The 17,569-nt window shown below is 68.4% G+C and carries 17 protein-coding genes; 12 read left to right on the top strand and 5 right to left on the bottom strand.

Features of this window, described 5'->3' with window-relative positions; translation table 11 throughout:
* The first annotated feature begins 4 nt into the window (after positions 1–4).
* Positions 5–772 carry an ABC transporter ATP-binding protein gene (locus G3I56_RS00670; protein WP_164406449.1) on the top strand — a complete coding sequence of 256 codons (768 nt, stop codon included), beginning with the start codon at positions 5–7 and terminating at the stop codon, positions 770–772.
* A gap of 36 nt (positions 773–808) precedes the next feature.
* Positions 809–1,831, top strand: coding sequence for an ABC transporter substrate-binding protein (locus G3I56_RS00675; protein WP_164406451.1), 1,023 nt, complete (start codon positions 809–811; stop codon positions 1,829–1,831).
* A gap of 64 nt (positions 1,832–1,895) precedes the next feature.
* Here the strand turns inward: G3I56_RS00675 and G3I56_RS00680 are convergent, their stop codons facing one another.
* A complete protein-coding gene (locus G3I56_RS00680; protein ID WP_164406453.1) occupies positions 1,896–3,071 on the bottom strand; it encodes an abortive phage infection protein in 1,176 nt (391 codons plus the stop codon).
* Positions 3,072–3,204: 133 nt separating this feature from the next.
* Between G3I56_RS00680 and bla the strand changes: the two genes are divergently transcribed.
* Positions 3,205–4,140 (top strand): class A beta-lactamase, encoded by a 936-nt coding sequence (bla, locus tag G3I56_RS00685; protein ID WP_239134621.1) that lies wholly within the window; start codon positions 3,205–3,207, stop codon positions 4,138–4,140.
* 47 nt (positions 4,141–4,187) lie between these two features.
* Here the strand turns inward: bla and G3I56_RS00690 are convergent, their stop codons facing one another.
* Positions 4,188–4,643, bottom strand: coding sequence for a protein-tyrosine phosphatase family protein (locus G3I56_RS00690; protein ID WP_164407184.1), 456 nt, complete (start codon positions 4,641–4,643; stop codon positions 4,188–4,190).
* A 103-nt stretch (positions 4,644–4,746) separates the two neighbouring features.
* Here G3I56_RS00690 and G3I56_RS00695 point away from each other — a divergent pair, with 103 nt between their 5' ends.
* Both G3I56_RS00695 and G3I56_RS00700 read left to right on the top strand, forming a co-directional pair.
* A complete protein-coding gene (locus G3I56_RS00695; RefSeq protein WP_164406457.1) occupies positions 4,747–5,304 on the top strand; it encodes a SigE family RNA polymerase sigma factor in 558 nt (185 codons plus the stop codon).
* An 89-nt stretch (positions 5,305–5,393) separates the two neighbouring features.
* Positions 5,394–6,335 carry a hypothetical protein gene (locus tag G3I56_RS00700; protein WP_164406459.1) on the top strand — a complete coding sequence of 314 codons (942 nt, stop codon included), beginning with the start codon at positions 5,394–5,396 and terminating at the stop codon, positions 6,333–6,335.
* 125 nt (positions 6,336–6,460) lie between these two features.
* Here the strand turns inward: G3I56_RS00700 and G3I56_RS00705 are convergent, their stop codons facing one another.
* The gene (locus tag G3I56_RS00705) at positions 6,461–7,192 is read right to left on the bottom strand and encodes a FadR/GntR family transcriptional regulator (protein WP_203688896.1); all 732 of its coding nucleotides are present in this window, start codon (positions 7,190–7,192) and stop codon (positions 6,461–6,463) included.
* A 266-nt stretch (positions 7,193–7,458) separates the two neighbouring features.
* Here G3I56_RS00705 and G3I56_RS00710 point away from each other — a divergent pair, with 266 nt between their 5' ends.
* Genes G3I56_RS00710 through G3I56_RS00730 form a run of 5 tightly spaced genes read left to right on the top strand, consistent with a single transcriptional unit; the run spans position 7,459 to position 14,162 of the window.
* Positions 7,459–9,099, top strand: a complete 1,641-nt coding sequence (locus G3I56_RS00710; protein WP_164407187.1) for an ABC transporter substrate-binding protein — start codon at positions 7,459–7,461, stop codon at positions 9,097–9,099.
* A gap of 53 nt (positions 9,100–9,152) precedes the next feature.
* Positions 9,153–10,112 carry an ABC transporter permease gene (locus G3I56_RS00715; RefSeq protein ID WP_164320118.1) on the top strand — a complete coding sequence of 320 codons (960 nt, stop codon included), beginning with the start codon at positions 9,153–9,155 and terminating at the stop codon, positions 10,110–10,112.
* Between the two features lie 5 nt (positions 10,113–10,117).
* Positions 10,118–12,103 carry a dipeptide/oligopeptide/nickel ABC transporter permease/ATP-binding protein gene (locus tag G3I56_RS00720; protein ID WP_203689010.1) on the top strand — a complete coding sequence of 662 codons (1,986 nt, stop codon included), beginning with the start codon at positions 10,118–10,120 and terminating at the stop codon, positions 12,101–12,103.
* Positions 12,100–13,227, top strand: a complete 1,128-nt coding sequence (locus G3I56_RS00725) for an ABC transporter ATP-binding protein (RefSeq protein ID WP_343239824.1) — start codon at positions 12,100–12,102, stop codon at positions 13,225–13,227. The genes G3I56_RS00720 and G3I56_RS00725 overlap by 4 nt, the downstream gene beginning before the upstream one ends.
* Complete coding sequence (locus tag G3I56_RS00730; RefSeq protein WP_164406461.1) at positions 13,227–14,162, top strand: dihydrodipicolinate synthase family protein; 936 nt, start codon at positions 13,227–13,229, stop codon at positions 14,160–14,162. The genes G3I56_RS00725 and G3I56_RS00730 overlap by 1 nt, the downstream gene beginning before the upstream one ends.
* 116 nt (positions 14,163–14,278) lie before the next feature.
* Here the strand turns inward: G3I56_RS00730 and G3I56_RS00735 are convergent, their stop codons facing one another.
* Positions 14,279–14,506, bottom strand: a complete 228-nt coding sequence (locus G3I56_RS00735; RefSeq protein ID WP_239134622.1) for a DUF397 domain-containing protein — start codon at positions 14,504–14,506, stop codon at positions 14,279–14,281.
* The gene (locus G3I56_RS00740; protein WP_164406463.1) at positions 14,503–15,396 is read right to left on the bottom strand and encodes a helix-turn-helix transcriptional regulator; all 894 of its coding nucleotides are present in this window, start codon (positions 15,394–15,396) and stop codon (positions 14,503–14,505) included. The genes G3I56_RS00735 and G3I56_RS00740 overlap by 4 nt, the downstream gene beginning before the upstream one ends.
* A gap of 198 nt (positions 15,397–15,594) precedes the next feature.
* On the opposite strand from G3I56_RS00740, the gene G3I56_RS00745 reads away from it, so the two are divergent.
* Complete coding sequence (locus G3I56_RS00745; RefSeq protein WP_164406465.1) at positions 15,595–15,918, top strand: hypothetical protein; 324 nt, start codon at positions 15,595–15,597, stop codon at positions 15,916–15,918.
* Between the two features lie 203 nt (positions 15,919–16,121).
* Positions 16,122–16,679, top strand: a complete 558-nt coding sequence (locus G3I56_RS44625) for an ATP-binding protein (protein WP_343239853.1) — start codon at positions 16,122–16,124, stop codon at positions 16,677–16,679.
* Positions 16,680–17,569: the final 890 nt, after the last annotated feature.

Below are 17,569 nucleotides of genomic sequence, written 5' to 3' on the forward strand. Positions count from 1 at the left end.
AGGCATGCGGCTCGATGTGGAGGGCGTGTCGGTCGACGCGGGGGCCGTCCGGCTCGTCGAGGACATCACGATGCGGGTGGACAGCGGGGCCTTCGTGGGGCTCGTCGGGCCCAACGGGAGCGGAAAGTCCACCCTGTTGCGGTGCGTGTACCGGGCGCTGCGGCCGACGGGGGGTGCGGTGCGGCTGGACGACGTCGACGTGCACGGCATGGAACCCCGGGCCGCCGCCCGGGTGCTCGCCGCGCTGCCCCAGGAGTCGTCCGCCGAGTTCGACTTCACCGTCGCCGAGGTGGTCGCGATGGGACGGCTGCCGCATCGGGGGCGTACGGCGGCCGGGGACCGGGACATCTGCGCCGCCGCCATGGAGCGCACCGGCGTCGCGCATCTCGCCGACCGCGGGTTCCTCGCTCTCTCCGGCGGCGAGAAGCAACGCGTGCTCATTGCCAGGGCGTTGGCCCAGCAACCGCGCGTCCTCGTCCTCGACGAGCCCACCAACCACCTGGACATCGCCCACCAGTTGGACGTCCTGTCCCTGGTCAGGTCCAGCGGCCTGACCGCGCTGTCCGCTCTGCACGACCTCAACCTCGCCGCCGCCCACTGCGATCTGCTGTACGTCATCGCCGGAGGCCGGGTCGTCGCGTCGGGCCCGCCGCACGACGTGCTCCAACCCGAGCTGCTGGCCGAGGTGTTCGGGGTGCGCGCGCATCCCGTACGCCATCCGGAGACGGGTGCCGTGCAGTTGCTCTTCGACCTGCTTCCCAAGCCGTCCTAAGAACCTGAGAACCTCAGAACCCGAGGAACTACCCCCATGCACAAGCCAGTTGTCTCCACCGTGCTCATGTCCGTGCTCATGTCCGTGCTCGTCAGCGGGTGCGGCGCCAGCGTCGAGAAGGCGTCGGCGAAGGCGTCGTCCGCTGCCGTCACCCTCACCAACTGCGGTCGCAAGGTGACCTACGACAAGGTTCCCGAGCGAGTCGTCACGAACGATGTCGGGATCACCGAGCTGATGTTCGCGCTCGGCCTGGAGGACCGGATGGCCGGGTTCGCCATGCCCGACGACAAGGGTGATCTGACCGGCGTGCCCTGGAAGGACGGCTACGACAAGGTGAAGTGGCTGTCCAAGCAGCAGCTCACCAAGGAGAACGTCCTGGACGCTCGCGGCGACTGGGTGTTCGCCGGCTGGAACTACGGTTTCCGCGACGACAACGGCTTCACCCCGGACGCGCTGACGAAGCTCGGCATCCCCTCGTACATCCTCACCGAGTCCTGCCGCAACGGCCGCACGAAGACCTCACGCGGCATCATGCCGCCCCTGGACGCCCTCTACACCGACCTCACCAACCTCGGAAAGCTCTTCGGCGTCGAACAGCGCGCGGCCACCCTGATCGCGGGCTTCAGGAAGCAGGTCGCGGCGGTGGCGGCGAAGGCTCCGACGGGGGCCGAGCGTCCGAAGGTGTTCCTGTACGACAGCGGCACGGACTCGCCCTTCACCTCCGGGCGGTACGCCGCTCCCGAGGAGATCATCAGCAAGGCCGGCGGCGTCAACGTGATGCACGACCTCGACGACTCCTGGACGACGGTGGGCTGGGAGACGGTCGTCGAGCGCGACCCCGACGTCATCGTCATCTGTGACTACGGGGACGTCAGCGCGGAGCAGAAGCGCAAGTTCCTGCTGTCGTACGCCCCACTGAGGAACGTCTCCGCCGTCAAGCACAAGCGCGTCTTCGTCCTCGACTACGTGGACCTCGTCGAGAGCCCGCGCAATCCTTCGGCGATCGCGCGGCTGGGTGCCTACCTGCGCTCGGTGGCTGACACCAGTCCCGCCTCATAGGCGATGATCACGAGCACTTTCGGCGCGAACGGGGGTCTGAGGGCGCAGCCCCCCAGCCCCCCACCTACCCACACGCATACCGCCGCGCCAACGCACGGAACGCCTCCTTCGGCTCCCAGTGCCACGGCGAACTCGGGTCACCGGGGCGGTCCTTGACGGCCTTCTCGATGCCGTAGCTCGCCATGTCGATGTCGTAGAGGGGGTTGTCGGAGCGGTGTTCGGCGTCGGCGGTCCCGAACTCGAAGGCCATCGCCGCGTACAGGCCCATGGACTCGAAGACGTCCAACAGGTCGACGAGATAGGCCGCCTGGGCTCGCTCGCTGCGTACAAGGTCGCCCTTGATCTCCTGCGGCACCTTGTCGTAGTCGACGACGTTCCAGCCCATGCCGCCTGCCTGCGGCGCCCCCTCGTACGTACAGGTACCGAACTCGGTGATGGCAAGGGGCTTGCCCCAGCGCAGGTAGCGCCTCAACTCCCGCACGTAGTCGGCACTGTTGGGGTAGTACGAGTAGTAGTCGATGCCGATGACGTCGAAGAGGTTCCAGTCGACCTTGTCGTCCTGGGCGGCGGCGTAGCTCAGCCGCCCGTGGAAGACCGACCGCCCGACGGCCGCCGCCTTCGCGGTGAACCGGTCGAGCCGACGCTGCATCTTCTCCCAGTCCACCGTGCCGTTGAGCAGGTTCTCGATCCGGTCCAGGACGGTGTCACCGGGGATGATGCCGGGCACGAACAGCCAGAACTCGCAGCCCACGCTGAACTCGACGCTCGCCCCCTGCCGCCGCAGCCGTTCCGCGTGCCGCCCGGTCTCCGCGAGGTGTTCGAGGATGTCCCGTTCCGGAACGTCCCCGAGGGTGGGCTGCAGCCAGACGTGCATGCCGCGTTCGGCGACCTCGGAGACGGTGGCGTTCAGCCGCTCGACCCCGTCGCCGGTGACCTCGACGGTGTCGGCGTGCAGGCCGTCGCGGATCGTGCGGATGTCGGCGCGCATACGGGCGGGGCTGAAGCCGGTGGCGGGAGTCTCGCCGTCGACGAGCGTGTAGACGACGCCCCGGTGGGTCAGGCCACTCCCCTGACCGGGGCGCGTAGTTGCCACGGCAGGCCGCTCCGTCGCCCGCGCCCCGCCTGCCGGAAGCAGCGCTCCGGTGAGCCCGACGGCCGCACTACCGGCCAGAAACCGCGCCCGGCTGACCCCACGGACCCTTTTGACCCCGCTGATCCCTGTGCTCTTGGTCTTCTCCATGCCTTCACTGTGCCGAGGCCGAAAGCACCGCGCCGTCCCCCGAAGGTCTACGGCACCGCAACCAAGGTATGAGGAGAGGACGTCGATCACTACGGAGATCGTCACCTGCCCCGACCAAAGGAGAGCCGAGATCTTGGGCCCGACAACGACCCCCACGAAGACCGCCACGAAGACCGCCACGAAGTTCAGGCCGACCCGCCGCACCCTCCTCACCACCGGAGCCGCGACCGCCGCGACCCTGCTGGCACCGGCCGCCCCCGCGCACGCCTCAACCACCGACCCCGACGTCACCGCCCGCCTGCACGCCCTGGAGACTCAACACGGCGCCAGCGTGGGCGTGTTCGCGCACAATCTCGGCACGAGGAAGACGATCCGGCACCGCGCCGACGAACGTTTCCCGGTCTGCTCGCTCTTCAAGACCCTCGCGGCGGCGGCCGTACTGCGCGACTTGGACCGTGTCGGCGAGGTCCTGTCCAAGCGCGTGCACTACACGACCGACGACCTGGTCGACGGCTCGAAGCAGACCGAGGAACACCTGGCCGAGGGCATGACGGTGGCCGAACTCGCCGACGCGGCAATCCGGTTCAGCGACAACACGGCCGGCAACCTGCTCCTGCGCGAACTGGGCGGCCCCGGCGCGATCACCCGCTTCGCCCGCTCCCTCGGCGACCGGGCGACCCGCCTCGATCGCTGGGAGACCGAGCTCAACTCGGCGGAGCCGTGGCGGATCACGGACACGACGACGCCGTACGCGATCGGCCGCACCTACGCCCGTCTGGTCCTCGGCGACGCACTGAACCGCCCGGACCGCGAACTCCTCACCCACTGGCTGCTGAACAACACGACCAGCGGCAACCGTTTCCGCCTGACCCTGCCCCCGACCTGGACGATCGCCGACAAGACGGGCGCCGGCTCCTACGGCACGAACAACAACGTGGGCATCGCCTGGACACAGGACGGCACCCCGATCATCCTGGCCGTCCAGACGACAAAGCCCGACCGGGACGCCGCCGCGGACCATCCGCTGGTGGCGGAGACGGCACGGGTGCTGGGGGAGGCGCTGGGCTGAGGGAGCCGGTCCCGCAAGCCCGTACCCCTCACGCATCCGACTCCACCTCACCCGAACCGACGGACGTACCGCCGCTGCCAAGGCGTCTCCACCGCATGCCGGTCGTAGTGGGCGCGCACGTAGGCCACCGCCTCCCCCGCCGGCACTCCGTCCAGCACCGCCAGACACGCCAGTGCCGTCCCCGTACGTCCCCGTCCGCCGCCGCAGGCGACCTCCACCCGCTCGCCCACCGCCCGTTCCCACACCTCGGCCAGGGCCGCGCGGGCGTCCCCGTGGTCCTTGGGGAGGCGGAAGTCGGGCCAGTGGAGCCAGCGGAACTCCCAGGGAACCTCGGGAGGTCGACTGCCGAGGAGGTAGACGGCGTACGAGGGGACGGGCGCCGCCGGGTCGAGGGGGTGGCACAGGCCGCGTCCCCTGATCAGGCGGCCGGACGGCAGTCGCAGCACACCCGCGTCCCCCTCGCCCCAACGCCCGTCGGCCCGATCGTCCACCCGCTCGCCCATCCGTGAATCCCCCTGCTTGTCCATCCGCACATTCGAACGCGGTCCCGAAACCAGGGCAACCGATTCCGGGGAAACGGTGGTCTGGTGGGCGAGGGGGTACTTGATGCAGGCCGAACAAGAGGCCCAGTTCGATGAGTTCGTCAGAGCGCGGTGGTCCCATCTGGTGCGCACCGCGTATCTGCTGACCGGCGACGCCCATCACGCCGAGGACCTGACGCAGACGGCACTGGCTAAGGCGTACCGCTCCTGGCGTCGGGTCTCGCGCACCGACAATCCGGAGGCGTACGTCCGTCGGATGCTGGTCAGTTGCAACAGTGACCGGTTCCGCAAGCGGCGGGTGCGGGAGGCACTGACCGACGCCCCGCCCGATGTGGTGGGCCACGACGAGGCCGTCTCATGGGCCGGCGAACGCAACGCACTCCTCGGCGCACTCGCCCAACTCCCGCCCAAGCAGAGGGCGGTGGTGGTCCTACGCTACTGGGAGGACCTGTCCGAGAGCGAGGTCGCCGACACCCTCGGCTGCTCCCAGGGCACGGTCAAGAGCCAGGCGTACAAAGGGCTGGCGAAGTTGCGTACGTATCCGGGGCTGGCACAGGTCGTGGGCCGCCCCGAGCCCAGTCACGCGCCACACGCGCCACGCATTCGGGAAGGCATCCGGTGAACGGGGAACAGCAGCCGGAACAACGCGGCAAGTTCGGCCGGTTGGGGCCCTCAGGGACTCCGGACCAGGCACAAGAAGCAGGCCGGCACGTGGGGAACGAGCAGCACGGGAAGGACTTCGAGGCACAGGTGCGCGAACTGATGGCGGAGGACGCCTACACCATCCGGCCCTCGTCGGCGCCGTATCCGGCGATCCGCCGCCAGGGCACGACCGAGCGTCGGCGGCGGGTGGCAGCGGCCGGCGCGGTCCTGGTCGCGCTGGCGGCGGCGCCCGTGGCTGCGTACGCGCTGAACGGCAACGGCGGGGACGGCAGCGTGAACACGGCAGCGCCACTGCCGTCGGCCGACGCTTCACCGGGGACGACACCAACTCCCGTTCAGTCGAAGCCCGTTGGCCCGGCCGGACCGGCGACGCCGGGGCAACTGCTCGACGGGATCACGCTGGCTCAGGCTTCGGACGGGCTGGAGAAGTGCATCGCCCTTGACCACAAGCACCAGGAGGACCTCCCCCCCGAGACGCGGACGACCGATCTGGGCGACGCCGACGACTACCGGATCATCCTGGCTCTGAACAGCACCGGTGACTCCAACGCACCCGGCGACGGCATCTACGTCGTCGCCGTCAGACAGCAGGCGAACCAGCAGCAGACCCGGGTGATCTGCGACATCGTGGACGGCAAGGCGGACGGCATCAACACCAGTGGTGAGGGCCTCGAGTTGGACAACGGCGGCCCGGCGATGGCCGACATGAACGCCGGCAAGCTCTACCAACAGTCGTACATCGACAAGGGCAACTGGAAGCTACCGTTCCGCTGGGGCACCATCGGCCGGTTCGAGTCCAACGTGGCCCGCGTGGCCGTCTCGTACGGCGGCAGCACCAGTGAAGCCGCCCTGGACCACGGCTGGTTCGTAGCCTCCGGCACCCTGAACAAGCAGGTCACCCTGGCTCCGCATGTCAAGGGGTACGACAACACCGGCAAGGTCGTCTATGACTCGGACAACGACTCCATGTACGAGAAGACGCTGCCGTAGGCCGGGCCGCGACGGGGAAGTCACAGGGGCGCCGTACAGGGGTCGGCGCCCCCTGGCACGTACCGGCGTGCCGGCCTACCGGCGTACCCGCACCCCGCACCCCGCACCCCGCACCCCGCACCCGCTCAGCCCACTCCCCGTGACTCCTGCGCCGCCCGTGCCTCGATCCCGCGGAAGTGCACCGTCAGCGCGCGCTGCGCGCTCTCCACGTCGTGGGCGCGCAACGCCGTCACGATGTCCCGGTGCCTGCGGGCCGTCAGCTCCGGCTCCGGGTCGTCGTGCCAGCCGCGGGCGCCCGAGACACGGCGGAACACCGTCCAGAAGGCGCCGAGCAGCTGCGGCACGAGGGCGTTGCCGAGGGGGCCGTACAGGGCCTCATGGAATTCGCGATCCAGTTCGGGGAAGCGCCGGCCCGTGCGCCCCGCCTCCTCCATCCGGGTGACCACGGCCTCCAGCCGGTCCAGTTCCGCGTCGGACAGCACGGCCGCGACCCGCCGGATGAGCCCCTCCTCCAGCACCTCCCTGACCTGGAGTATCTCGGCGAGCGCGGCACCGTCCCCGTCATGCCGGGCGAGAGTACGGAACGTCAGTCCGTCAACCAGCGGCGTCAACGACGCCTGTCCGACGTACGTCCCGTAGCCGTGCCTGATCTCCACGATGTCGAGGGCCTGGAGCGCCTTGAGGGCCTCGCGGACGGAGTTGCGGCTGACCCCGAGGGTCGCCATCAGCTCGACCTCGGTGGGCAGCGGTGCTCCCGCCCGGAGTTTGCGGTCGAGGATCAGCTGCATGACCTCGCGCTGGACCTGGCCGCTCACCCGCCGCTCGGGCCGGCGTCGCTTCCCGGACTCCTGAGACATGCGGCGCATCGTACGCTCGCCGGACATCCCACGTCCCACCTCCAGGCATATCAAAATCCAACTACGCGGAATTCGCCGCACCTTGGTCGAATTTCATATCGTCATTGGTCGCACCTTTGGCAGATACGCCATTCGTGTGCGATCTCTTGACCGGCCCCACTACCCCTCTTATGGTCACGCTGCCCCCTATGACGTAGGACGTCGTATCTCCTCACCTTTTCGGACCCCACCCCGCTGGAGGAATCGTGCGCGACGTAACCCGCTACGTGACCCACGACGTGACTCGCGACGTATCGACCGCCGCCCCGCACCGCCGGTCGTTCCTGAAGTACACCGGCGCGCTGGGTGCCGCCGCCGCCATTTCCTCCTCCCTGTCGGCCTGTTCGTCCGGGCCGGAGTCGACGAACGACACCGGGGGCGGCACCGGGGGCGCGAACAGCACGCTCACGGCCGTGATCGGCTACGGCAACGACGGCAGCTGGGACCCCACGCAGACGGCCTCCGCCTTCTCCATGGCCGCCAACAACCACATCTACGAGGGCCTGCTCGACACCGACCCGATCTCCCGCGAGCCGTACCCCGCGCTCGCCACAGCGGTCCCCAGGGATCTCAGCAGCACCTCGTGGAAGTTCACGTTGCGGGCCGGGGCGACCTTCCACGACGGAAAGCCGGTCACCGCCGACGACGTGGTCTTCGTATTCGATCGAATCCTCGATCCGAACACGCAGACACTCGCCAAGGGGTTTTTCGCCAGTTGGCTGAAAGAAGTGAAAAAGGTCGACGCGCAGAATGTCGAGCTGGTGCTGAAGTTCCCCTTCCCGGAGGGGATTTCCCGGCTCACCCTGGCGAAGATCATGCCGAAGCACGTCTTCTCCCAGCCGGGCGGCTGGGACGACGCGATCAAGGGAAAGGCGATCGGCTCGGGACCGTACCGCCAGACCGCGCACCACCCGAAGTCGAACACGACGTTCGAGGCTTTCGCCGCCTACAACGGGCCGCGCAAAGCGGCGTTCAAGAAGATGAACTGGATGACGATAGTGGATGCCGCGCCCCGCGTCGCCAAGATCTCGGGGTCCAGTGCCGGCGCGCAGATCGCCGACAACATCCCGTACGCCAACATCCAGCAGCTCAAGAGCGGGGGGATGGACGTCCAGGGCGGGGCGGGGATGAACAACCTGTTCCTGATGTTCAACACCAAGCACAAGCCCTTCGACGACGTCCGGGTCCGCCAGGCCCTGCACTACGCCATCGACACGGAGAAGATGGTGCAGGTGGCTCTCAAGGGCCACGGCAAGCCGTCCTCGTCCTTCCTCAACGAGGCCAACCCCAGCTACCGGCGGGCGAAGTCGGTCTACGACTACGACCCGGAGAAGGCGAAGGCGCTCCTGAAGGAGGCCGGGGTCAGCGGGCTGAAGATCGAGATCCTGTCGGTGAACGTCAGCTGGATCGTCGACTGCCTGCCCACCATCAAGGCGTCCTGGGACGCGATCGGCGTCGAGACGACCCTCAACCCGCAGGAAACCACAGCGGTGTTCACGAAGATGGACCAGAAGCAGGACTACCAGGTCGTGTCGGCGGCCTCGAACCCCAACCAGTTCGGCCTCGACGCGGACCTGATCATGCACTACAACTACGGTCCGCAGAACCTCTGGATGGGCTACGCCCGTTGGGCCGACAGCGCCGTGGCCAAGCAGCTCTTCAAGGACATGGACCGGGCGACTCAGGAGGCGGTCCCGGAGAAGAAGAAGCAGATGATCCAGGACTACATCGACGTCGTCGCCGAGGAGGCCGTGCTCTATCCGGTCGTCCACAACGAGCTGATGACCGCCTGGGACCCGAAGAAGCTTGCCGGTATAAGGGCACAGCCGTATCCGGGCATCAACCTCCTCCAGGCCAAGTGGGTCTGACCACCGCGGCTCTGACCACCGCCAAATACCGCTAGCTGTACGGGAGTTCGTACGTGGTCGCCATCGCCAGGATCCTGGCCCGCAGGATCGTCCTGCTCGTCCCGCTGATGCTCGGCATCGTGCTGTTCGTGTTCCTCGTCATGCGGTTCTCGGACGTCGACCCGGCCTCCGCGTTCTTCCAGGGCGCCAACCCGACCCCGCAGCAACTGCACGACTTCCGCGAACAGAACGGCCTGCTCGATCCGTTCCTCGTCCGCTACTTCCACTTCATCGGCGACCTGCTCCACGGTGACATGGGCATCAGCGCGCTCACCCGCGCGCCGGTGCTCGACCAGGTCACCACCGCCCTCCCGCTCACCCTCCAACTCACCTTCCTGGGCCTGGCCATCGCGGTGGTCCTGTCCTTGCTGGGCGGCGTCACGGCGGCCATCTACCGGGACCGCCTCCCCGACCAGATCATCCGCGTCGTGTCGCTGACGGGTGTCGCGGCGCCGGGCTTCTGGCTGGCGCTGCTGATGATCCAGTACCTTGCCGTCGACCTGGGCTGGTTCCCGACCGGCGGCTACATCAACCCGGCCGACTCCTTCACCGGCTGGCTGAAGACGATGACACTCCCGGCCTTCGCCCTCTCCCTCCCGGTCGCCGCGCAGCTCACGCGCATCGTCCGTACGGCGGTGGTCGAGGAGTTGGACAAGGACTACGTCCGTACGGCGATCGGCAGCGGCCTGCCGCCGAGGGTGGTGGTGGGCCGCAACGTGCTGCGCAACGCGCTCATCAACCCGCTCACGGTCCTGGGCCTGCGCGTCGGTTACCTGCTCGGCGGCGCGGTCGTCATCGAGACGATCTTCTCGCTGCCCGGGATGGGCAAGCTGATGATCGACGCCGTGAAGAACGGCGACCCGGCGGTCGTCCAGGGAGTGGTCCTGACGACGGCGACCGGTTTCGTGGTCGTGAACCTGGTCATCGACATCCTCTATCTCCTGGTCAACCCACGCTTGAGGGACGCGGCCTGATGTTCATGATGTTCGAACGGGGGCGCCTGGCCGCCCTCCTGTCCCGCCCGGGCATCCGCCTGCGCGGGTGGCGCCGGCTCCCGGTCATCTCCCGGGTCGCGGTCTGCTTCCTGGCGCTGGTGGTGTTCGTGGCCGTCTTCGCCCCTCTCGTCTCCCCCGACGACCCCCTGGACCAACAGCCCCTGACCGGCGGCACGGGAGCCCCCTCCGCGGCGCACTGGATGGGCCAGGACAGCCTGGGCCGCGACATCATGAGCCGCCTGATCTACGGCGCCCGCTGGTCCCTCGCCATCGGCCTCGGCGCCACCGCGCTCGCCCTGACGGTGGGCGCGCTGATCGGCGCGATCGCGGCGACATCGCGCAAGGCGGTCGACGAGACGCTGATGCGCTGCCTGGACGTCGTGATGGCGTTCCCGGGCATCGCGCTGGCCGCCGTGCTCGTCGCGGTCTTCGGCGGCGGCATCACGGTCCTGATCTGCGCGATCGCCTTCCTGTTCACCCCACCGGTGGCGCGGGTGGTGCGGGCGAACGTCCTCGACCAGTACGGCGAGGACTACGTGACGGCGGAACGGGTGATCGGCGCCCGCACGCCCCACATCGTTCTTCGGCACGTGGCGATCAACTGCGCGGCTCCCGTGCTGGTGTTCTGCACGGTGCAGGTGGCCGAGGCGATCGTCTTCGAGGCGTCGCTGTCGTTCATCGGCGCGGGCGTACGGCCGCCGGACCCGTCCTGGGGAAGCGTCATCGCGGACGGCAAGAACATGGTCCTGACGGGCGGTTGGTGGGCGACGGTCTTCCCCGGCCTCCTGATGCTGATCACGGTGTTGTCGTTGAACGTCCTCTCGGAGGGCGTGTCGGACGCCTGGGCGGCACCGGCGGCCCGGGACGTGAAGGTACGGGAGGACGAGGACCCCCTGGAGGCCCCCGAGCCGGGGACGGGCAAGGTCCTGGCCCTGCCGGGCCTGACGGAGGCGGCAGCGCGCCTGCGCGCGAGGGCACGCCCGGTCCCCACGGGCCAACCGGTGCTGGCGGTCGAGAACTTGACGATCGGTTTCGCCGCGCGCCACTCAGGTGTGAATATCGTCGACGGCATCAGTTTCGAGGTGCACCCGGGCGAAGTCCTGGGCCTGGTGGGCGAGTCGGGCTGCGGCAAGTCGCTGACGGCGCTGACGGTGATGGGTCTGGAGCCGAAGGGCGCCCGGGTCACCGGCCAGGTCCGCTTCAACCAGCGGAACCTGCTGACGGAACCGATGCGCGTACGCCGCAGGCTGCTGGGCCACGAGATGGCCATGATCTACCAGGACGCCCTGTCGTCCCTGAACCCGGCGATGACGATCCGCTCCCAGCTCAAGCAGGTCGTACGCCGAGGAGGCCACCGCACCCCGGAGGAGCTGCTGGGCCTGGTGGGCCTGGACCCCGGCCGCACCCTCCGCAGCTACCCGCACGAACTGTCGGGCGGCCAGCGTCAGCGGGTCCTGATCGCGATGGCCCTGTCCCGGGACCCGAAGCTGATCGTCGCGGACGAACCGACCACCGCCCTGGACGTCACGGTCCAGGCCCAGATCATCGAGCTGCTGCTGCGCCTGCGCGCGGAGCTGGACTTCGCCCTGATCCTGGTCTCGCACGACCTGGCCCTGGTGGCGGACGTGACCGACCGGGTGGTCGTGATGTACGGCGGCCAGATCGTCGAAACGGGAGTGACGGCGGACCTGGTCGGGTCCCCGTCCCACCACTACACCCGGGGTCTGCTGGGCAGCGTGCTGTCCCTGGAGTCGGCGGCGGTCCGCATGACCCAGATCAAGGGAACGGTCCCCTCCCCCGCCGACTTCCCCAAGGGCTGCCGGTTCGCGGACCGTTGCCCGATGGCGACGGAGGTGTGCCGTACGACGGCCCCCGATCTCCTGGGCAACCGGACCCACTTGGCGGCCTGCCACCACCCGGCGATCGACCTGGCGACGCCGGAGCCGACGGGAAGCGAGACCGTGAAGTGAGCACCAGTACAGCCGTGTCGACCACGACTCCGTTGGTGGAACTGTCGGACACGCACGTGGTCCACAAGGCCCGCAGCGGCGGCCTGTTCACCCGTGACCGCGTGTACGCCCTGACAGGTGCCGACTTCACGGTCGCGCCCGGCGAAACGGTCGGTGTGGTGGGCGAGTCTGGCTGCGGCAAGTCGACACTGGCGAAGGTGCTGGTGGGCGTGCAGCCGCCGACGTCGGGACAAGTGTCGTTCCGCGGCGACGACTTGTGGACGATGAAGGCGGCGGAGCGCAGGTCGGCCATCGGAACGGGCACCGGCATGATCTTCCAGGACCCCTCGACGGCATTGAACCGCCGCCTGACGGTCCGCCAGATTCTCCGTGACCCGCTGGACGTGCACAGGCGAGGTACGACGAGGGAACGCGACGAACGCGTAAGGGAGTTGATGGGCCTGGTAGGCCTGCCTCGCGCCCTGGCGGACGGCCTCCCGGGCCAGCTGTCAGGCGGCCAACGCCAACGGGTGGCTATCGCGCGGGCGTTGGCACTGAGCCCCGACCTGGTGGTGGCGGACGAGCCGACGAGCGCGCTGGACGTGTCGGTCCGCGCCCAGATCCTGAACCTCCTCCTGGACCTGAAGGAGCGGCTGGGCCTGGCCCTCGTCTTCGTCTCGCACGACATCCAGACGGTACGGCGGATGAGCGACCGGGTGATCACGATGTACCTGGGCCGGATCGTGGAGGAGTCCCCGGCGGACGAGGTGACCGACGGGGCGCGTCACCCGTACACCCGAGCACTGTTCTCGGCGACGCCGGGCCTGCTGGACCCGATCGACCCGATCCCGCTGGTCGGCCCGGTCCCGTCGGCGACGCATCCCCCGTCCGGCTGCCCGTTCCGCACACGCTGCTGGAAGGCGACCGAGGTGTGCGCGGAGGCGATGCCGGAGTTCACGGCCGCGTCAATCCCGGGTCACCGGTTCCGTTGCCACCACCCTGTGGAGGAGGGCCGGGCGACGCGGGACCTGGTCGCCCAGGCAGTCGCCGCCGTGCCCGACGTACCCACGAAGCCTGTGGCCGACGCCCCCGACACCACCTCCTCCGTACAGCCGCACGGCCCGAAAGACCCCAGGGAGCCCTGATGACCTTCCCCACCCCGCTGACCGGTGTCGTCCCTCCCGTCTGCACTCCGCTGACACCGGACCGCGAGGTGGACGTACGCTCGCTCGTCAGGCTGGTCGACCACCTGGTGGAGGCGGGCGTGAACGGCCTGTTCGTGCTCGGTTCGTCATCGGAGGCGGCGTATCTGACGGACGATCAGCGCAGGCTGGTGGTGGAGACGGTGGTGGGCCATGTCGCGGGCGCGCTGCCGGTCCTGGCGGGCGCGATCGACATGACGACCCCCCGGGTACTGGACCACGTACGGTCGGTCTCGGCGGCGGGCGCCGACGCGGTGGTGGTCACGGCCCCCTTCTACACCCGCACGCACCCCTCGGAGATCGCCCGTCACTTCCGCCTGGTGGCGTCGGGCAGTCCGGTCCCTGTCGTGGCGTACGACCTCCCGGCCTCCGTCCACAGCAAACTGCCCCCCGGCCTGGTCCTGGAACTGGCCGCCGACGGCGTCCTGGCCGGTCTGAAGGACTCCAGCGGCGACCTGGCGTCGTTCCGCGCGGTGGTGACAGGCGCGCGGGAACACCCCGGGATCGGCGGGTTCAGTGTCCTCACGGGGAGCGAGCTGCTCGTCGACTCGGCGCTGGCGCTTGGGGCGGACGGGGCGGTGCCCGGGCTCGCGAACGTCGACCCGCACGGATACGTACGGCTGGACCGTCTGTGCCGTGCGGGCGACTGGGAGCGGGCCCGGGCCGAGCAGGAACGGTTGTGTGGCCTGTTCGGCATGGTGGGAGCGGGGGATCCGGTGCGGATGGGGGGCAGCTCGGCGGGGCTGGGGGCGTTCAAGGCGGCGCTGTATCTGCGGGGGGTCATCGACTGCCCGGCTACCGCCGATCCGCAGATCCCCTTGTCGGAGGACGAGGTGGAGAGGGTGGGGAAGTTCTTGGCGGGGGCGGGGTTGTTGTAGCCCGCCCGGAACTGGACCACGGGGTGGGGCCTGCTGATCAGCAAGTTGTCAGTCGGCGCTTCCGACAAGGCCAACCCAACGCGTCTGCCAGCCGGTCACGCTCGTGAACCCGGCGGTCATTGCACATCGCGTGCGCCGTCCGGTATTGCCTTCATGTTCTCGATGAAGGCGGCGAAGGTGTTGGTCGGCATGTTCAGCATGCCGCGCCAGGGGGTCTTCGAGTCACGGACTGAGGCGACCTGGCCGCTGAAAGCGACTTCGACGCAGTCGCTCCCGGAACCGCCGCTGTACGAGGACTTGAACCAGCGGACGTCTCTGTTGGCTTCCTGGGCCGGTGGCATCATTGCTCCCTGCTCGCTGCGGCGGTGAATTCTCTGGCGAGCTCCGCGAGCAGGCTGTTCGTGTCCGAAGTGCTCAGCGCCTGGGACCGCAGATACTCGAAGACCACCCTATGCCGCTCCAACTCCGCCGCCTTCTCCAGGTACAGGGCTCCGCTGAGGTTGCTGAGATGTACGACGTCGAGTGACGGTTCGGGGCCCCGGATGATGATGAAACTGGTGCTTTCGGCGGCGTGGGCTCCGGCTGCGAAGGGCAGGATCTGCAGCGTGACATGCGGGGTCGTCGCCGCAGCACGCAAGTGCTCCAGCTGCTCTGCCATGATCTGGGGTGATCCAACGCGGCGCCGTACGACAGCTTCGTCCATGATCGCCCAGACGTGAGGCGGAGTCTCCCTCTTGAGGACCTCCTGCCGCTTCATCCGGACGTCCACCATCCGCTCGATCAGCTCGGCCTCGGCTCGCACTTCGGCGGCCTGGATCACAGCGGTCGCGTACTCAGGGGTCTGCAGTAGCCCAGGTACGTAGGTGTTGGCCCAGTGGCACTCTTCGACCGCCTCGTCCTCAAGCGTGAGCAGCGGCGTGATCCAGCCGGGGATAGCGTCGTTGTAACTCTTCCACCAGCCCTGCACCTTGGCGCTCTTGGCCATCGCCACGAGTGCGGCGCGTTCTTCGTCCGTGGTGCCGTAGGCGCGGCAGAGCGCGTCCACCACCAGCCACTTCACCGGCCCCCGGTTGGACTCGTACCGGTTCAGGGTTGCTCGGGAAACCCCGGCGGCCTCGCCGGCCACCTCCAGGGTCAGCCCCTTGAGGTCCCTCAACCGCTTGAGCTCGGCGCCGAGTTGGCGGCGCCTGGTGGTCGGTCCCACGGAAGTCCTCTCACTATGTGTCCGCGCCATTGTCGAGGCGCCCGTGTCGGTCATCAACCACGCTCACACGTGCAGGAGCGGAGCCGGGTCACCCACACGGGGGAATTTCAAGAGATGTTCTCCATGAGATTCTCATAAAGAGACGATCGGTGTCACACTCCAAGCCATGCGAGGAACGTCCCTTCGCTCCCCGTGTGCCGTTCGGCCGACCACGTCACAGGAGCCGCCATGCGACGACTGATCAGGAAACTCGCCGACTGGGCGCAGATTCTCGCGCCAGCGGGGCGCCATCGTGCGGTTTGCCTGCCGCTCCCGGGTCCACCACAGACGCTTCAGGTTCCCCGGCCCCGGAACGCCATCGCCGAAACCGTCCGAGCCTGGTACCAGCCCATCGACGGCGCCGCCACCGCACTCGTCCGCCCTTACCTCACCGCGTACGAGTGTGACGAGAGGGCTCATCTCCAGCGGCGGGGCCTCGACGCCCTCGGGCACACCACGTACGGCGTCGTCCCTGACCCTCAAGTCATCCACGGCCGATTGGGGGCAGTGTGACGGACCATGTCGTGGATCACGTACGACTGCTGCCCTGGACCGGCGTCAACGGCCAACCGAGTCTCCTCGTCTCGGGCGGCGACAGCCCTGTTGCCCGGATCGCCGACCGGGTCGAGGCCGTACAACTCGGCCTCGCGGACAGGCTCCTCGGTCGCGCACAGGAGGTGATCGCAACCCCAGAGTTGTCGATCAGTGAACTCGGCGTGTTGGCAACCCAGTTGACCGACGCGCTCCGAGACGCATTGCTCATTGCCCAGTGCCGGGGTGCTCGCCTCGGAGGAGCGACGTCCGGCGCTCCTCAGCTCTACGAGGACATCCATGACCTACTCGCACACGGTCCGGTCGGTCTCCACGCGCTCGCCGCGCTCTCACTCCCGGGCGCGGACCTCGCCTCTGCTGGGGTCGCCCGGCGCTGCGTACGGAGCATGGCCGAGTTGCAGGATCTCCCTTGCGACGCGGCGGACGATCTGGAAACGATCACTGGAGAGTTGGTGGCCAACGCCTTGGAACACAGCGACAGCCGAACCATCACGGTCGCGCTGACCCTAACCGCTGAAACGGCTACGGTCAGCGTGACCGACGAGGGCGAGGGGCACGGGCCGGTGGTACCCGCGCCGACGGGACCGAGTCCGGAGGAAGAGCGCGGGCGTGGGCTGCTGATCACTGACGTACTGGCAGCCCGGTGGGGAAGACGGCGGACAAACAAGGGCCTCACGGTGTGGGCCGAGGTTGTTACCGATGCCTCGGACCGTGTGGGATGAATCCCGCGATCACACTCGTTGCGGCACCGCCGCAGCCTATGTCTGAAGCTGAAGAGCCGCGTACGGGGCGGAGTTCACGTGCATTCCGCCCCGTACGGCTACTCAGACTGCTCAGCGGGGAGAAACCCGGCGGCGTCGGTCACGTCTGCCATGACGAGCTGGGCAACCGTGAGAGGTTTCGCGGCGGGAGCAACAGCCAGCCCTCGCTGACGAATCGCGGCCAAGTCAGATTCCGAGGATGTGAGTGATCCACAGAAACGGCTTCGAGTTGTTCGAGGAACCCCGGTAACCAACCTTGGTATACGACTGTGAGTCACCCCGTGTACACGAGGTCTGATCATGCCCGACACGGGCTCGGACCACTGCCACCAGACGCGGCCCGCGCGAGGTGCTCACCACCAGTGGGCCCCCGCTGTCGCCGTAACACACTGCCGTTCCTGGACCGGACGCGAACAGTGTGTGGTTGTTCGCGCGGAAGTCACGGATACTGACTTGAGCCCGCTTCAGGTACCCGCTGGACTGGCCAGCCGTCGCGGACACCCACCCGTATCCGTACGCCCGGGCCGCAGTTCCCTCACCCCACTCGCGCAGCACTCGGCTGTCGGCGAGGGCAAGGGGTGGCTTTGTCGATGCCGAACCGAGCTTTACCAGAGCAACGTCGCACAGCTCCCGGCTTCCTGAAGGGCAATAGCTGCTGTCATGCATCCGGAGGATACGGGCCACGGTACGTTTCTCACCTTGGCTGGAGGCAAGGCTCCCACGGCCGATGACTACGGTGCCTCTGAAATCCCTCACGCAATGCGCGGCTGTCAGAACCCACGTCCGCGTGATCAGTACGCCCGAGCAGTATGTGCGCTTCTCAACAGGCGTTCCGTTGTTCGGTTCGATGA

The sequence above is a fragment of the Streptomyces sp. SID12488 genome, assembly GCF_010548275.1.
GTDB lineage: Bacteria > Actinomycetota > Actinomycetes > Streptomycetales > Streptomycetaceae > Streptomyces.

What these genes read in the sequence shown, in the direction of transcription:
- G3I56_RS00705 (WP_203688896.1), bottom strand. Translation starts at nt 7,192, where the DNA reads ATGTCTCAGGAGTCCGGGAAGCGACGCCGGCCCGAGCGGCGGGTGAGC.
- G3I56_RS00675 (WP_164406451.1), top strand. Translation starts at nt 809, where the DNA reads ATGCACAAGCCAGTTGTCTCCACCGTGCTCATGTCCGTGCTCATGTCC.
- G3I56_RS00740 (WP_164406463.1), bottom strand. Translation starts at nt 15,396, where the DNA reads ATGGCGCGGACACATAGTGAGAGGACTTCCGTGGGACCGACCACCAGG.
- G3I56_RS00680 (WP_164406453.1), bottom strand. Translation starts at nt 3,071, where the DNA reads ATGGAGAAGACCAAGAGCACAGGGATCAGCGGGGTCAAAAGGGTCCGT.
- G3I56_RS00695 (WP_164406457.1), top strand. Translation starts at nt 4,747, where the DNA reads ATGCAGGCCGAACAAGAGGCCCAGTTCGATGAGTTCGTCAGAGCGCGG.
- G3I56_RS00720 (WP_203689010.1), top strand. Translation starts at nt 10,118, where the DNA reads ATGATGTTCGAACGGGGGCGCCTGGCCGCCCTCCTGTCCCGCCCGGGC.
- G3I56_RS00745 (WP_164406465.1), top strand. Translation starts at nt 15,595, where the DNA reads ATGCGACGACTGATCAGGAAACTCGCCGACTGGGCGCAGATTCTCGCG.
- G3I56_RS00670 (WP_164406449.1), top strand. Translation starts at nt 5, where the DNA reads ATGCGGCTCGATGTGGAGGGCGTGTCGGTCGACGCGGGGGCCGTCCGG.
- G3I56_RS00690 (WP_164407184.1), bottom strand. Translation starts at nt 4,643, where the DNA reads ATGGGCGAGCGGGTGGACGATCGGGCCGACGGGCGTTGGGGCGAGGGG.
- G3I56_RS00730 (WP_164406461.1), top strand. Translation starts at nt 13,227, where the DNA reads ATGACCTTCCCCACCCCGCTGACCGGTGTCGTCCCTCCCGTCTGCACT.
- G3I56_RS00735 (WP_239134622.1), bottom strand. Translation starts at nt 14,506, where the DNA reads ATGATGCCACCGGCCCAGGAAGCCAACAGAGACGTCCGCTGGTTCAAG.